Source organism: Archangium violaceum, from assembly GCF_016859125.1.
GTDB lineage: Bacteria > Myxococcota > Myxococcia > Myxococcales > Myxococcaceae > Archangium > Archangium violaceum_A.
In genome coordinates, this window is sequence record NZ_CP069338.1 from 11,429,025 (window position 1) to 11,446,531 (window position 17,507).

Consider the following 17,507-nt stretch of genomic DNA (forward strand, 5'->3'; position numbering starts at 1 on the left):
CTTCACGAATCCCTGGCGAGATCCTCGGCGACCAGCCGCGCCAGCTCGGCGTCGGACAGGGCGTCGAGATCCTTCTTCCGCGCGTCCTCGGGCCCTGGCACCGGGACGGACGGCGTTACGGGCGAGCGCGGCGCCTCCTCGACATCGAGCTTCAGCACCTCGCCCAACAGGTGCTGCACCAGGAAGTCGATGGTCGGGTAGTCCAGCGCCACCGTCACCGGGACGGACACACCGAGCCCCTTCTGCAACGCATTGCGCAGCTCGATGGCCATCAGTGAATCCATGCCGAGCTCCGCGAAACCCTGCCGCCAGTCGAGCCCCGCGGCGTCCAGCCGGAGGATTCGCGCGACCTCCTCCTGGAGACTCCGCGCCAGCACGCGTGGGCGCTCGTGGGGCAGGGCCGCCCGGAGCCGCTCCGCGAGTGGGTGGCGCGGCTGCGAGGGCGCCACGGCCGCTCGGGGTGCGGAGCTCCGGGACGGCGTCAGCGCCTCGAAGAAGGACGAGCGCCCCAGGGAGCCAATCGCCTCCAGGTACACCGGCCATTGGACGGACATGAGGGCCACCTGGGGCCGGCCGCTCGCGAGCGCCTCGCCGAACAGCGCGAGAGCCTGCCGCGTCGGAAGAGGCCGGATGCCCCGGCGTTCCAGTGCACGCGCCACATGCCCATCCGACGCGCCCACCATGCCCGTCTCCGCCCACGGTCCCCAATCGAGCGACTGCGCCACCAGTCCACGAGCACGCCGCTCGTGCGCGAGCGCGTCCAGGAAGGCATTCGCCGCGGCGTAGTTGCCCTGTCCCGCCGATCCGAGCGTCGCGGAGGCCGAGGAGAAGAGGACGAAGAAGTCCAGCGGCCGGCCCTGGGTGAGCCGGTGCAGGTTCCACGCTCCCGCGACCTTCGGTGCCATCACCCGCTCGAAGCGCTCCAGGTCCTGATGCGCGAGCGCCCCGTCATCGAGCACACCCGCCGCATGGACGATGCCCCGCAACGGCGGAGCACCCGCGTCGAGCCGCTGGAGGAGCGGCGCCACCTCCCCCTCGCGCGAGACATCCACGGAGGCAAGGGTGACGTGGGCTCCCGCCTTCTCGAGCGCATGCACCACCTCGGACGCCGAGGCCGATGGCGCACGGCGCCCCACCAACACCAGGTAGCGTGCGCCCTGCTCCACCATCCACCGCGCCACCTCCAGGCCCAGCCCTCCGAGCCCTCCCGTGATGAGGTAGGTGGCATCCGCGCGGAGTGCGAGGGTGTCACCGCGCGAGCCCTTGTCCTCGCGCAGCATCGGGTGCAGGCGCACGCCTCCGCGGAAGGCCACTTCCCTCTCGGGAGCACGCTCGCCGCCGCTGCCGCCCAGCTCGGCGAAGAGGAGCCCGAGGCTGCCCTCGAGATCCTCGGGGTCCAGGTCCACACGGGTGCAGCGCAGCTCGGGGCGCTCCAGATCGATCACCCGGCCGAGCCCCCACAACGGAGCCTGCGCCAGCGCGAGGGCCGGGCGCATCTCCTTCACGGCCTGCGCGCCACGGGTGATGAACCACATCGGAGGGACCTCGTTCTTCCGGCCCGCCAGCGTCTTCACGAGGTGCAGGGCACCTCCGCTCGCCTCCAGCGCGGCCCGCTGCACCCACTCCGCGGATGCGTCCCCGGCGACGGTCTGATCGAGGCCCGACAGGTACACCACTCCCGCGCAGCCGCCCGGCCCGAAGGTCTCGCCCGACACGCGCGAGACGTCCTCCGGGTGGACGCGGATCACGGGCGCGCCGTGCGCTTCCAACATGTGCCCGAGCCGCTCGCCCACTCCCCGCGAGTCCATGAGCAGCACCCAGGGCTTCGTCTTGTCCACCTCGGGGGTCGAGGCGGGCCGTGCCTCGGGCTCGGGCCGCCAGATGATTTCGTAGCGCGCCTCCTCCCTCCGAGCATGCGTGCTCCGGCGCACGGCTTCCCGGCTCGCCATCCGCCCCCGGAAGCCAAGCACCTCCGCGACCAGTCCCTGCTCGTCGAAGATGCGCAGGTCGCCCCCGATGGGCTCACCCGCCTCGGCCTTCCCGCTCCCTTCGACGCGGGCATGACACCACACCGTGCCTCGCGGCCTCCGGTGGACGGTGAAGCGCGCGACGCTGAAGGGAATGAGCAGTGAGTCGGCCTGCCCGGCCTGGAGATCCAACGTCCAGCTCGCGAGCACCTGGAAGCACGAGTCCACGAAGCCCGGGTAGAGCGGGTAGTCCTCCAGCTCGTCCGGCAGCGGGGGCAGCCGCATCTCCCCGAGAAGCTCATCGCCACCACGAGCGACCGAGCGGATCCACTGGTAGCCCGAGCCCAGCGTGTAGCCCTGCTCACGCATGGCCCGATAGAGCTCGTCCCCCGAGCGGCGTTCCTGGCAACGGGCCTGGAGCTCCTCGCGAGACGCCCACGGTTTCGGCTGCTCCGCCTGGCCGACGCGCACGCCACCACTGGCGTGCAACACCCACGTCTCCGCGCCGTCGGTGTCGCCGAGCGACTTCACCTCGAACGCACGGCCCTGCTCCTGGGGCGTGAGGATGACCTGGAGCGTGCGCTCCTCGTCATCCGCGAGCACCAGCGCCTGGGGGAAGGCCAGGTTCTCCAGCGTGCACGCGGGTGAGCCGTAGGCGTCCTCGATGACCGAGAGGACCAGCGACACGTGCGAGGACCCCGCCGCGACGAGCGTTCCGAACAGGCGATGGTCGTTGAGATGCGCCGGCCGGGACGGTCCGTAGGTCGTCTCGTACACGAGCGCATCGAGCGCGGAGGAGCGCAACCGCCGTCCGAAGTGAGGCGTGAGGACCCGCTCGCTCCGGGGCGCGAGCCCCGTGCGAGGAGACGCACCACGCCACCAGTAGCGCTGGCGCTGGAAGGGATAGGTGGGCAGGGTGACCCGACGCCGCTGGTAGGGCGCATCGAAGGCCGCCCAGTCCACCTCCACGCCCTTCACGTACAGCGTCCCCAACGTCTTCAACAGCTCCGGCCACCCGGCTTCGCCCAGGTGCACGTGAATGGTCTCGGTGCTCTCGGCCTTGCCCGTCTCCGTGCGCACCAGCGGCACCTTGCTCACCGCGAGTCTCAGTCCCTCCTCCAGGCCCAGGACTCCCGAGTCCACCGCCGCCACGTACTCGCCCACGCCCCGCCCCGTCACTGAATGGGGAACCACGCCCCACGCCCGCCACATCCGGGCCAGTGCCCACTCCACCGCGAACACCGCGGCCCTGCTGTACGCCTCTTCCTTCGACAGCTCGGACCCGGCGCCGTACAGCACCTGCACCAGCGGCCTCTCCAGCACGCCCTTCAATGCATCCCCGCACCGCTCCAGCGCCTCGCGGAAGACGGGCTGCGTCTCGTACAGTTCCCTGCCCGAACCCGCCTCATCGTCGAAGACGAAGGCCACCTTCGGCGTCTCGACCGGTGCCCGGCCCGACACCACGCCCTCGCCCTCGCGACCCGCTTCCGCCGCCAACAGCAACTCCCGGACCCGTTGCGCGCTGCCGCCCACCACCGTCAGCCGGTGCTCGAAGTGGGCTCGTCCCGCCGCGGCCGTGAAGCATATGTCTCCCAGCTCCGCGCTCCCCTCCTCCAGCGCTCGCGCGTAGCGGCCCGCCTGGGCCCGCAGCGCCTCCGCGCTCTTCGCGGACAGCACCAGCACGTGCTCCGGCCGCTCGACCTCCCGCGTCCGCGCGGGCGCTGGCGGTGCCTCCTCCAGCACCACGTGCGCGTTCGTCCCGCTGAAGCCGAAGGAGCTCACTCCCGCGATGCGCCGGCCCTGCGTCGGCTCCCACGCCGTCAACTCCGCCGGTACCTTCACGCCCATGGCCTTCCAGTCGATGTGCGGGTTCGGTTTCTTCAGGTGCAGGTGCGCCGGCAACTGCTTGTGGCGCATCGCCAGCACCACCTTCATCACGCCCGCCACGCCCGCCGCGGACTCCAGGTGGCCGAGGTTCGTCTTCACCGAGCCCATCCACAGCGACTCCCCGCCCTCGCGCCCCTCCTTCAGCACCGACCACATCGCCTCCGCCTCGATGGGGTCTCCCAGCGACGTTCCCGTGCCGTGCGCCTCCAGGTAGCTCACCTCGGCGGGCGACACTCCCGCGCGCCCCAGCGCCTGCTGGATGACCGCCTGCTGCGCCAGTCCATTCGGCACCGTGAGCCCGCTGCTCGGCCCGTCCTGGTTCACCGCCGTGCCCCGAATGACCGCGAGGATGTCGTCCCCATTCGCCTGGGCCTCCGACAGCCGCTTGAGCACCAGCACGCCACAACCCTCGGCGCGCGCGAAGCCATTCGCCGAGGCGTCGAACGTCTTGCACCGCCCGTCCGGCGCCAGCATCCGCGCCTTGCAGACCGCCATCATCGGCTCGGGCGACAGGATGAGGTTCACCCCCGCCGCCAGCGCCATCGTCGACTCACCGGAGCGCAGGCTCTGGCAGGCCAGGTGCAACGCCGTCAGCGACGACGAACACGCCGTGTCCACCGCCATGCTCGGACCCTGCAGGCCGAGCGTGTACGAGAGGCGCCCCGCCACCACGTTCAGCGAGGTCCCCGACGCGAACCACGCATCCACCTCTTCCGGCCGACCCTGAAGGATGACCCGCGCGTAGTCCGCCGTGGTGATGCCCACGAAGACACCCGTGCGGGTGTTGCGCAGCGAGGCCACGTCCTGTCCCGCCCGCTCCAATGCCTCCCAGGCCACCTCGAGCATCAGCCGCTGCTGCGGATCCATGCTCTCCGCTTCGCGCGGCGAGATGCCGAAGAACCGGGGATCGAACTGGTCCACCTCCCGGAGGAACCCTCCCGCGCGCACGTACATCTTCCCCGGCGCCTCGGGATCCGCGTCGTACCAGGCATCCACGTCCCAGCGATCCGCGGGAATCTCCGAGATGGCGTCCCGGCCCTCGCGCAACAGACTCCAGAACGCCTCGGGCGTATCCGCTCCGCCGGGCAGCCGGCAGGCCATGCCAACGATGGCGATGGGCTCGTCCGTCCGGGTTTCGCGCCGGGCCTCGGGCGCGGAGGCGAGTGGCGCCTTCTCGTCGACCAACGAGACGAGATGCTCCGTGAGGGCGCGCACGCTCGGGAAGTTGAACGCGAGAGTCGCCGGCAGCGGCAGCCCCAGCGCCACCTCCAGGCGGACCTTCACCTCCACCGCCATGATGGAGTCCAACCCCATCTCCTGGAAGCCACGCTCGGCCTCGAGCTCCTGTGCGGTCCCCAGGCCGAGGATTCGAGACACCGTCTCCTGGACCAACGTCCGCAACGCCTCGCGCCGGGCGGCGGGAGTGGCCGCCTCGCGCCACGGTGCCGGAGCGGACGCCTCCGTCTCCGAGGTCCGCTGGGGTTGCGCTGCCGTCTCCGTGCGGAGCCGCTCCAGCAGGGGCCTCGCGCCACGAGCCTCGAAGATGGGCCGGAAGCGCTCCCAACGGACGCTGGCCACCACGGCCTGCGGCACGCGAGCCCCCACGAGCCGCTCCATCCACGCCAGCGCGGACTCGCGATCGAGCCCGTCCACGCCCACGCTGTCCAGCCAGCGCTTCTCCTCCGCGGTGGCCGCGCCCTGGCCGTGCCAGAGTCCCCAGTTGATGCTCGACGCTGGTAGGCCGAGGGCTTGCCGATGCGCCGCGAGCGCATCCAGGAAGGCATTGGCCGCGGCGTAGTGCCCCACTCCCGCCGAGCCCCACACCGACGAGATGGACGAGAAGAGGACGAAGAAGTCCAACGGGTCTTCCCGCGTCAGCTCGTGGAGGTTCCACGCGCCGTCCACCTTCGGGGCCAGCACGCGCTCGAGCGTCGCCGTGTCCAGCTCGCGGACTCGCGCGGTCGAGGACACCACCGCCGCGTGGACGATGCCGCGCACCGGAGGCATGGACGCCCGCACCCGCTCGAGCAGCGCCGCCATCACCTCGCGCCGGCCCACATCCGCCTGGGCCAGCAGCACCACGGCGCCCGCCGCCTCCAGCTCACGCACCGCGGAGATGCGCTCGGCCAGCGCACCGCCCTGGGCTCGCAGCGCGTCCCACTGTGAACGCTCGGGGAAGGCACCGCGCGCGGTGAGCACGAGGTGCCTCGCGCCCCGGCGTACCAGCCAGCGCGCCACCTCGAGCCCGAGCGCTCCCTGGCCTCCCGCGATGAGGTACGTGGCCTTCGCATCCACCGGGATGGGCCGGGACTCCGCGGCCTCGCGCTCCACGAGCCGCGCCACGTAGCGCTGGCCGCCTCGCAGGGCGACCTGATCCTCGCGACCCGCCGCGCGCAGCTCCGCCCAGAGTTGCTCCGCTCCGTCCTCGAGGCCCAGGTCGATCAACCCTCCCCAGTGCCCCGGGCTCTCCAGCGCCACGGTCCGCCCGAGTCCCCAAAGAGGCGCCTGGGCGGGCTCCACCTTCACCCTGCCCGCGCCCTGGGCACTCCGGGTGACGATCCACAACCGTCCGCCCGGCTGCGGCGAGCCTTCCACCACGCGCAGCACGGAGGCCAGGCCCGCGCACGCCTCGCGGATGCCCGCCCCCTCCATGCCCTCCACGTCCAGGCCCCACAGGTACACCACGCCCGCGCAGGGCGCGCCCGCGGAGAAGCGCTCGCGCCACAGCCGCTCGAGGGCCGCGGTATCTCCCGAGGACACCTTCACGCAGGCCATCCCCTGCGCCTCGATGTTCGTGGCGAGCTGCTCACCCACCCCGCCGCGATCGCACAGCAACAGCCAGGTACCGCTGGCCAGCGTCGAGGAGGACTCCGTGCGCGCCGCGGGCTGCCACTCCACCCCATACAGCTCGCCCCGCGCTCCTTCCGCCGGGGAGGACTCGACGCGCGAGGCCTGGACGGGCTTCGCCGTGGAAGACGACTCGGGGAGGGCCCAGTACCGCTGGCGCTGCCACGGGTAGCGAGGCAGCACCACCTTGCGGCGCCCGGGCTCGGTATCCACCTTGCGCCAGTCCAGCGCGAAGCCCCGGATGAACAGGCGGCCGAGGACACTCAGCAGCTGCTCCGCATCGTCCCTGCCCTTGCGCAGCGAGGAGAGCCACTCGGGCCCCTCGCCCAGACACGACTTCGCGAGCCCCAACAGCGTGGTGTGCGGACCCACCTCCACGAAGGTGTCGACGCCCAGCGCGCGCAGGAACTCCATGCCCGCCTGGAAGCGCACGGGCTCGCGCGCGTGACGGCGCCAGTAGCCCGGAGCACCCAGCTCGGACGGGCCCACGGGCCGGCCGGTCACGTTGGAGATGAGCGGCAACTGCCCCGGCGCCCGCGCCATCCGCGCCGCCTTCGCCTCCAGGGCGTCGAGCATCGGCTCCAGCAGCGGCGAGTGGAAGGCATGCGAGACGTTGAGCTTGCGCGTCGCGAGCCCCTGGGCCTCCAGCTCCGAGGTGATGCGCTCCACGGCCTCCGCCGCTCCGGACAGGGTGAGCTGGCCCGGCGCGTTGTACGCGGCGATGGACGCGCGGTCCCGGTACGGCGCGAGCAGCGGTGTCACCTGCGCCTCGGTGGCGAACACCGTGGCCATGACGCCCCCCGGGGGCAGCGCCTGCATGAGCCGCCCGCGCTCGGCGATGAGGTCCAGCGCGTCCTCCATCGAGAGGATGCCGGCCACGCACGCGGCGGCGAACTCGCCCACGCTGTGGCCCATCACCGCGTCCGGCACCACGCCCCACGAGCGCCACTGCTCCGCCAGCGCGTACTCCAGGGCGAATAACGCCGGCTGGCTGTACGCCGTCTGGTCGATGAGCGACGGCGCTCCGTCCTTCGGGTACAGCACCGACAGCAGATCCATCCGCGGCCTCAGCCGCGCGGCACAGCGCTCCAGCGCATCGCGGAAGACAGCGGACGTCTCGTAGAGCCGCCGGCCCATGCCGGCGAACTGCGCGCCCTGGCCGGTGAAGAGGAAGGCCACCTTGGGCGGGGTATGTCCCGCCTTGCCGGAGGCCACCTGCTCCAGCCTCGCGCCCGAGGCGAACGCCGACAGACTCGAGGCCAGCGCCTGCGTGGAGCCCCCCACCACGGTCAGCCGGTGCGGCATGCGCGTGCGGGAGGTGTTGGTGGTGAAGCACACGTCCGCCGCGTCCAGCTCCGGGTGGGCGGCGAGGTGCTCGGCCTGACGGCGCGCCATGGCCAACAGCGCCTCCTCGCTCCGGGCCGAGAGCGTCAGCAGGTGCGCGGGGCGTGGAGCGGGCGTGCACGCGGGCGCGGCCGGAAGAGGTGCCTCCTCCAGGATGACGTGCGCGTTCGTCCCGCTCATGCCAAACGCGCTCACCCCCGCCAACCGGGGCGCCGCCGAGCGCTTCCACGGCTGCAACTCGGTGGGGATGAAGAACGGCGTGCCGTCCAGCCGGATGCGCGGGTTGAGCCGGCTGAAGTTCAGGTGCTTGGGGATGGCCTCGTGCTGGAGCGCGAGCACCACCTTCATGAGCCCGGCGATGCCCGCCGCCGCCTCCAGGTGGCCCATGTTCGTCTTCACCGATCCGAGCGCGCACCGCGAGCCATCCGGCCTCGGCTTGCCCAGCACGTCGGTGAGCGCCTCGACCTCGATCGGATCTCCGAGCGGCGTGCCGGTGCCGTGCGCCTCCACGTAACCGAGGGCGGAGGGCTCCACCTTCGCGTTCGCCAGCGCCTGCTTCAGCAGGGCCCGCTGCGCGAGCATGTTGGGCGCGGTGAGCCCCTGCGAGCGCCCATCCTGGTTGACGGCCGAGCCCCGGATGACCGCGAGGATGGAGTCCCCATTCGCCTGCGCGTCCGACAGCCGCTTGAGCACCACGAGGCCGCAGCCCTCGCCTCGCACGAAGCCATTGGCGCGCGCATCGAAGGCGCTGCACCGGCCGTTCGGAGAGAGCGCCTGCATGCGCACGAGCGTCTCCGTGACGGACGGATCCAACACCAGGTTCACGCCGCCCGCGAGCGCCACACCGCACTCGCCATTGCGCAGGCTCTGGCAGGCCAGGTGCAGCGCCACCAGCGAGGACGAGCAGGCCGTGTCCACCGCGAGGCTCGGCCCCTGCAACCCGAGCGTGTACGAGACGCGCCCGGGCGGGAAGCAGTGACCGTTGCCCGTACCGAAGTAGGCGTCGATGAGCTCCGGCTCGGACGGCAGCAGCTTCGCGTAGTCGTCACCGGTGAGCCCCACGAAGACGCCGGTGGGCGTGTCCACCAGGCGCTCCGGATCCTGTCCCGCGTGCTCCAACGCCTCCCAGGCCACCTCCAGCAGCAGGCGCTGGCGCGGATCCAGGCTGGTGGCCTCTCGAGGAGAGATGCCGAAGAACTCCGCGTCGAAGCCGCTCACATCCTCCAGGTAGCCGGCCCAGCGAGGCGCACCCGTGTCCGCTCCGACACGGCGAGAGGCCGGCTCCCGGCGGATGACCTCCCGACCGGACGCCAGCAACTCCCAGTACGCCTCGGGCGTATCCGCGCCGCCCGGAAAGCGGCAGCCCATGCCGATGATGGCGATGGGCTCGGTACGGGCCCGCTCGAGCGAGTCGATGCGGGCCTGCATCTTCTGCATCGCCATGACCGCGCGCGCCAGGCGCTGCTTGAGCTCATCCTTCACATCATCGGTCACTTAGGCGTCCTCCCAGGCCGCCAGCGCGTCATCCACCATTTCGAGCAACTTCCCTTCGGGCAGATCCGCGGGCGGGTGAGAATCGGACTCCGGGACGGAGGCTTTGGCCACCAGGAGGATCTGCTCCGCCGGAGCGGGAGCCGCCGCTTCGTGCTTGGGTGCGAGCCCCAGCTGATCCAACAGGTACGCCGCCAATGCCGCCAGTGTGGAGTGCGCCCACAGCAGCGTCACGGACAGCTTCAGCTCCAGCGCGGCCTCGATGCGGTTGCGCAGCTCCAGGCTCATCAGCGAGTCGAGCCCGAGCCCACGGAACGGCTCATGCCGCCCCACCCGCGACGGATCGATCCGCAGCACCTGGGCGAGCCGATCCCTCAGGTAGCCCTCCAGCATGCTTGCCCGCCCGCCCGCGGCGGCCCGCCTCAGCTCCAGCAACAGGTCGGACCGGCCCCGCTGCCCTTCGTTGCGCTCCAGGGCCAACTCCTCCCAGATGCGCAGCGACGCGGCGCTCGGGAAGAACTCGAGCCACTGGCGCACATCGAGTGCCACCGCGCCCACGTGCACCGCGCCCTCGGCCAGCAGGCGCTCGAGCAGCGCCAGACCCTGCTGCGGGGTGAAGCTCGCCATGCCCCTGTACGCCAGCCGCTCGCCGCGGTTGGAGCTGGCGGCGGCCAGGCCCACCTCGGAGAAGGGACCCCAGTTCACGCTCAGTGCCGGCAGGCCCTGTTGACGCCGGTAGTGGGCCAGCGCGTCCATGGCCGCGTTCGCCGCCGCGTAGTTGCCCTGGCCTGGAAGCCCGAGCATTCCGCACATGGACGAGTAGAGGACGAAGAAGTCCAGCGACTCGTCCCGGGTGAGCATGTGCAGGTTCCACGCGCCCTGGATCTTCGGCGACATCACCGTGCGGAACCGCGCCGGCTCCTGCTGCTCCAGGATGCCGTCGTCGAGCACGCCCGCGCAGTGCAGCACGCCCCGCAGCCGAGGCATGTCCCCGTGCGTGAGCGCCACCACATCGGCCAGGCGCCGCGCGTCCGCCACGTCCGCCCGCATCACCTCCACGCGAGCACCCGCGGCCCGCAGCTCCTCCACCCCGGGAAGAACGGCCGTGGGCGAGGCGTTGCGGCTCAGCAACAGCAGGTTGCGCGCGCCATGCCCCACCAACCAACGGGCCGCCTCCAGTCCCAGGCCACCGAGTCCTCCCGTGATGAGGTACGTCGCGTCCGCGCGCACCCGGAAGCCCGGCCTCGGCGGCACGATGCGCAGCTCCGGATCCTCCAGGGTGACGACCAGCTTGCCCACGTGCTGTCCCTGCGCCATCTCGCGGAAGGCCTCGGACACCTGCGACACGGGGAAGACGCGGTGACGCACGGGCGAGAGCGCGCCCGACGCCATCTGCTCCACCACCTCGCGCAGCAGCCGCGAGCACAGCGCCGGCCGCTGCTCCCTCAGCCCCACCAGATCGATGGCCGCGTAGATGAGGCGGCGGCGGAACTGGGAGAGATCCAGCGCCCGTCCGTCGTGGATGTCGCGGTTGCCCACCTCCAGGAAGCGCCCATCCGGCGCCAGCACCTCCATGCTCCGGGTGATGGCATCGCCGGAGAGGGAGTTGAGCACCACGTCCACGCCCTCGCCATTCGTCACGCGCATCACCTCGTCCGCGAAGGCGAGCGTGCGCGAGTCCATCACGTGCTGGATGCCCAGCGAGCGCAGCAGCTCCCGCTTCTCGGGCGTGCCGGCCGTGGCGAGCACCTCCGCCCCCAGCATCTGGGCGATCTGCACCGCAGCGAGCCCGAGTCCGCCCGCGGCCGAGTGGATGAGGATGCGCTCACCCCGCTGCAGCCGGGCCAGGTGGTTCAACGCGTACCAGGCCGTCATGAAGACGCTGGGGATGGAGCTCGCCTCCACCGCGCTCATGCCCGGGGGCCGGCGCACGACGAAGCGGGCATCCGTGACGACGTGGGAGGCCATGGCGGACGGCGCGAAGGCCACCACCTCGTCCCCCACGGACAGGTCCGTCACGCCCTCGCCCACGGCCAGCACCCGGCCGGCGCAGTCCAGCCCGAGCGGCAGGCCCTCCAGCGGCACACCGGGGGCCTTGCCCGTGTTCTTCATCACGTAGAGGCCCATGGTCTTCATCACGTCGATGAAGTTGAGGGCCGAGGCCTCGACCGCGAGCTCCACCTCACCGGGGCCGGGCCGGCGCCGCTCGGCCATGCGCACCACCACGCCGCCGAAGGAACCCGCCGGGGGCGTCTCCACCTGGAAGGCGCGTCCCGCCGCGGGCAGCAGCGGCTCCACCAGCATCTCCTTCGCGCCCGAGCGCCGGACGAGCCGCGCCGCGAAGCGAGCCCCCGCGCGCAACGCCACCTGCTCGTCCTCGGCTCGCGCGGCCAGCTCGCGGCCCAGCGCCTCCACGTCCACCAGCGCCGACGAGGGATCCATGTCCACGCACGTGCACCGCAGCTCCGGGTGCTCGTGCCCCACCGCCCGCCCGAGCCCCCAGAGCGAGGCCTGGAGCGCCCCCGTGGCGGGCGCGCCCAGCACCGGATAGGCGCCCCGCGTCACCAGCCAGAGGCGCGGTGGATCCCTCCACCCGAGCCGCACCACCTCCTGGACGACGCGCAGCGCGCCGCCGCAGACCCGCACCACCTCGTCGAGGGCCTGCTCGCCCTGCACGTCCGGCGCCGGCAGCTCCAGGCCCCACAGGAACGCCACGCCCGCGCAGGGGGCCCCTTGAGGGAAGCACTGCTGCAACACCGTGTTCAGCTCGTCACGCGCACCGGGAGTCACCGTGTAGTGGCGCGCACCGAGCCGCCGCAGGCCCGTTCCCGCCTCCACCCGGACGCAGGAGCCGCCCCAGGACTCCAGCATCTCCGCGAGCGCGCCGCCCACGCCCGACGCGTCCTGGAAGATGAGCCAGGGCGCCTCGGCCGAGCCGGGCTCGAACACCGCGGGGAGGCCCACCCGGCGCCAGGCGAGCTCGAAGAGCGAGCGATCCTGCTCCGAGCGGGCGCGGCCGTAACGCGTCGGCAGCGCGGACAGCTCCAGGCCCTCCACCTCGGCGAGGGGCACGCCCTGTGCGTCCATCAGGATGACATTCCCCTCGAGGGGAGAGTCCTTGCGCCAGGACTCCTGGAGCGGCAGGCGCGCGAAGGCCCACTGCGGCGTGCCCCGGCGCAGCACCTCGAAGCGGCGCAGGCGGACGGGGACGAAGGTGGCGTCCCCCGCGGGCAGGGCCTCCAGCAGCACCTGCAGCGCCGCGTCGAGCACCGCGGGGTGCAGCTCGCTCGCGGGCCCGAGCGAATCGGGGACCTCGATGCGGCCCACGGCCTCACCGTCCTTGCGCCAGACCTCCTTCACGCCCCGGAAGGTGGGGCCGTACTGGAGCCCGCGGAGCTCCATCTCCTGGAAGTGCGCCTCGCCGATGCGGACCTCGGTGCAACGCCGCTGGATCTCCTCCACCATGACGAGCGGCAGCGAGCCACGCCCGTTGGACTCCGAGGCGCGCACGCGGCCATTGGCATGCACCGTCCACATCTCCGCGCCGCTGCCACCCGGCGTGGGGATGAAGCTGGACACCTTGAAGGAGATGGCGCCGGTGGAGCCCACGTCCACCAGGAGCTCGGCCATGCGCGTGCCGTCACCGAGCACCGCCAGCGCATCGTCGATGCGCACGTCCTCGAGCACCCACGGCCCGGGTCCGAGCGCCGACTGCACCGCCGTCATCACCCAGTCCAGGTACCCCGTGGTGGGGAGGATGATGGTGCCCTGCACCCGGTGATCCGCCAGCCAGGGCAGGTTGCTCACCCCCACCTCCACATCCCAGAAGAAGGCCCCGGGCCGCAGCGAGGAGCGGCGCACGGGACCCAGCAGCGAGTGCCCCTGCTTCGGCCGGCTCTCCTTCGGAGCTGGGTTCGACGCACCCGGCTGGAACCAGCAGTCCTGGCGCTGCCAGGGATAGTCCGGCAGCCGCACCAGACGGCCGCTCTCCGGGTGCAGCGCCTTCCACTCCACCTCTCGGCCCGCCGCGTAGAGGCCTCCGAGCGTCTCCAGCATCACCTCGCGCTCGGGCTGCTCGCGCCGCAGGGACGGCAGCACCGTCCCCTCCATGCGCAGGTGGGCGATCGTCTGCTCGATGGAGGGCAGCAGCACCGGGTGCGGGCTCACCTCCACGAAGAGCGAGTGCCCGTTGGTGGCCAGCTTCTCCACCACCGGGGCCAGCAGCACCGGCTCGCGCAGGTTGCGCACCCAGTAGGACGGCTCCAGGTCCGTGCCGTCCGACACCGCGCCCGTCACCGTCGAGTACAGGGGCACCTCTCCGCGCCGGGGTGCCAGCCCCTCGAGCGCCCGGAGCAGATCCTCGCGCAGCGGCTCCATCTGCGGGCTGTGCGAGGCCACGTCCACCTTCACCCGGCGGCAGAAGACCTGGCGCGCCTCGAGCTTCTCCAACACCTGGGCGAGCGCATGCGGCTCACCGGAAAGCACGGTGGAGCGCGGGCTGTTGCTGGCCGCCACGGAGAGCCAGTCCTCCAGACCGCGGATGGCGGCGCGCGCCTCGTCCATCGTCAGCTCCACCACCGCCATGCCGCCCTGGCCGCTCACGCGGCGCAGCAGCAGGCTGCGGCGGCAGATGATGCGGGCCGCGTCCACCAGATCCAACGCCCCGGCCACGTGCGCCGCCGCCACCTCGCCCATGCTGTGGCCCACCACCATGTCGGGCACCACGCCCCAGGCGCGCCACAGCCGCGCCAGCGCCACCTGCAGCGAGAAGAGCGCGGGCTGGACCTGATCGATGCGCTCCATCCACGCCGCGTTGTCCGAGGACAGCAGCTCCATCAGCGACCAGTCCACGAAGCGGCGCAGCGCCGCGTCACACTGCTCGAGCGCCGAGCGGAACGCGGGCTCCTCGGCCATGAGCCGGCGGCCCATGCCCAGCCACTGCGAGCCCTGACCCGGGAAGACGAACACCACGGGCTGGTGCCGCCCATCCACATGGCGGGTGACGGAGAGCCCCGGGCGCACCTCACCGCGCAGGAAGGCCGTCAGGCCATCGCGAGCCTCGGTGGGCGTACGGGCCAACAGCGCCAGGCGGTGGTTGAGGTGGGAGCGGTGCACGGAGGCCGAGTAGCTGACGTCGTGCAACGACAGAGGAGACGCCTCCAGACGCGCGAGCAGCGAGCGCGCGGCCTGCGCGAGCGCCTCGGGCGTCTGCGCGGACAGGGGGAGCAGCTCCGTGCGGCCCGGCACCGGGGCCGGCCGGTTCGGGGTGGGCAGCTCGGCCACCGGCACCTCCGGCGGTGGCAGCGACTCCCAGCGCACCTGGACGCCTCGTGCGTGCAGCGCCGCGAGCGACTCCAGCAACGCGCCGCGCGCCTCGTCCCGCCGCAGCGAGCCCACCACCACGCCCGTCTTCCCGGCCTTGCGCAGCAGCTGCTCCACCGGGCGGCACAGCACCGGGTGGGGGCTGAGCTCCACGAAGCAGTCGATTCCTTCGGAGATCAGCCGCTCGGAGGCCTGCGCGAAGCGCACCGGCTGACGCAGGGTGCGGCAGCGCGCATCACCCGTGCGACCGTCCACGCCGATCTCGCGCGCCACGGTGGACGACCAGCGCACGCCCCCCTCTCGAGCCCACAGCCGCTCCTGGGCCGCCTCCAGCTCGTCGCGCAGCGAGTCCCACTGCCGCAGGCGGCTCGCGCGGTACACCTTCCACACCGCGTCGGCCGCATCCATCCCGCCGGCGATGCAGGCGGCGGCCACCTCGCCCACGCCGTGGCCCACCACCGCCTCGGGCTCCACGCCCCAGGAGCGCCACAGCGCCGCCAGCCCCACCTGCACCGCGAGCGCCAGCGGCTCGGCGGCGTCCTCGTCCGACAGCACCCGCGAGAGCGGCTCCCTCAGCGCCTCCACGAGCGACCAGCCCGCCAGCGGCATGAAGGTGGTGTCCAGCGCCTCCACCCGGGCGCGGAACACCGGCTCCGTGGACAGCAGCTCGCGTCCCATGGCCGGCCACTGTGAGCCCTGGGGCGCGCACAGGAAGGCCACCCGGGCCGGAGCGCCGGGCTCTCCCGTGAAGAGGCCGGCCCGACGCCGTCCCTGCCGGAAGGTCTTCAGCAGCATGACCAGCTCCGAGCGTGTGCGGAAGGTGAAGGCGGCCCGGTGGCCACCCGTCCCCACGTGCAGGGACCAGGTGCGGCACAGGTCGCGCACGCATACCGGCGACTCCTCGTGCAGCACCAGCTCCTCCGCCTTCGCCGCCTGGGCGAGCAGCTCCGCCTCGGAGTCCGCCGCCAGCGGCAGCAGCTCCTCGCGCCCCACGGGCGACTCCTCCATCACCACGTGGGCGTTGGTGCCGCCCCAGCCGAACGCGCTCACGCCCGCCGTCGCGGGCTCGTCCTCGCTGGGCCACGGCATCAGCTTCTGCGGCAGGCTCAATCGCAGCTCGCCGAAGGGGATGCGGGGATTGGGCTCGCCGTGCATCATGTGCGGTGGCACCAACCGGCGAGAGAGGGAGAGCGCCACCTTGATGAGGCCGGTGATGCCCGCGGCCCCCTCCAGGTGCCCGATGTTGGCCTTCACCGAGCCGATCAGCAGCGGCCGATCGATGGACCGCCCCTCTCCGAGCGCGGCGCCCAGGGCACTCGCCTCGGTGGGATCTCCCAGGGCCGTGCCCGTGCCGTGCGTCTCCACGTAGTGCACGCGGTTGGGGGGCACGCCGGCGCGTGCGTACGCCTCGCGCAGCAGCGCCGCCTGTCCGGGCACGCTCGGCGCGGTGAGCCCGTTGCCCGTGCCGTTGTTGTTCACCGCGCTGCCGCGGATGATGCAGTAGATGCGCGCCCCGGAGGCGAGCGCGGCCGACAGCGGCTGGAGCACCACCAACCCCGCGCCCTCCCCTCGCCCGAAGCCGTCCGCTCCCGCCGCGAAGGCCTTGCTGCGGCCGTCCGGCGACAACCCGCCGAACTTGGACAGCAGCACGTTCGCCTCGGGCGAGAACATCAGGTTCACGCCCCCCACCAGTGCCAGCCGCGACTCGCCCGCGCGCAGGCTCTGGCAGGCCAGATGCACCGCCACCAGCGACGACGAGCACGCCGTGTCCACCGTGAGGCTCGGCCCCTTCAGCCCCAGCACGTACGACAGCCGGTTGGCCACGATGTTGAGGGACTGTCCCGTCGCGCTGTGCAGCGTCACCGCCGCGCGCTCGCTCAGGTGCCGGTCCGCGTAGTCGTGCCAGATGGCGCCCATGAACACGCCCGTGCGCGAGCCCTTCAGGCTCCACGCCGGCACGCCCGCGTCATCCAGCGCTTCCCACATCACCTCCAGCATCAACCGCTGCTGTGGATCCATCTCCGCGGCCTCGCGCGGGGAGATGCCGAAGAAGAGCGGATCGAACCCGCTCACCCCGTCCAGGAAGTAGCCATGACGGGTGTTCATCTTCCCGGGCGCCTGGGGATCCGCGTCGTACCAGGTGCCGTTGTCCCAGCGCTCCGGAGGGACCTCCTGGAGCAGATCCTTCCGCTCGCACAACAACCGCCAGAAGGCCTCCGCGTCAGGCGCGCCCGGATAGCGGCAGGCCAGTCCCACCACCGCGATGGGTTCCACATCCCTGACCCCCTGTACGCCTCCGGCCTCCGCGCCCCCCTGCGCCCGATCCGCCTGCGCGGCGGCACCGGTGCCCAGACCCGACTGGATCTCGCTTTCCGTCATGTGTTGCCTTCCCTGTGTCCGTCAAAGGTCCACTGCGCTGTCGGTGAGTGTCAACAGGCCGACGTCAATGAATTACGACCTTCACGGGGTTCGCGCGTTTTCGTGTGTCCGGTACGTTGTCACTCTCACGGTTGCCATTCCCCCCAGCTGGCGACCGGACAGCACTCGCGGTGAATGCGAGCCGTCGCCTCTGTACACAGCAAAATCGCATGTCTCATTTTGCATGACGAGCGGGTAAAGGCAGACCCGCAATCTTTACGGGAGATCCGG

The 17,507-nt window shown here is 72.1% G+C and carries 2 protein-coding genes; both read right to left on the reverse strand.

The window, feature by feature from the left end; all coding sequences use genetic code 11:
- Window positions 1–2 precede the first annotated feature (2 nt).
- Complete coding sequence (locus JQX13_RS48250; protein WP_203406128.1) at window positions 3–9,539, reverse strand: type I polyketide synthase; 9,537 nt, start codon at window positions 9,537–9,539, stop codon at window positions 3–5.
- On the reverse strand, window positions 9,540–17,237 hold the full coding sequence (locus JQX13_RS55760; protein ID WP_203406129.1) for a type I polyketide synthase: 7,698 nt from the start codon (window positions 17,235–17,237) through the stop codon (window positions 9,540–9,542).
- Window positions 17,238–17,507 lie beyond the last annotated feature (270 nt).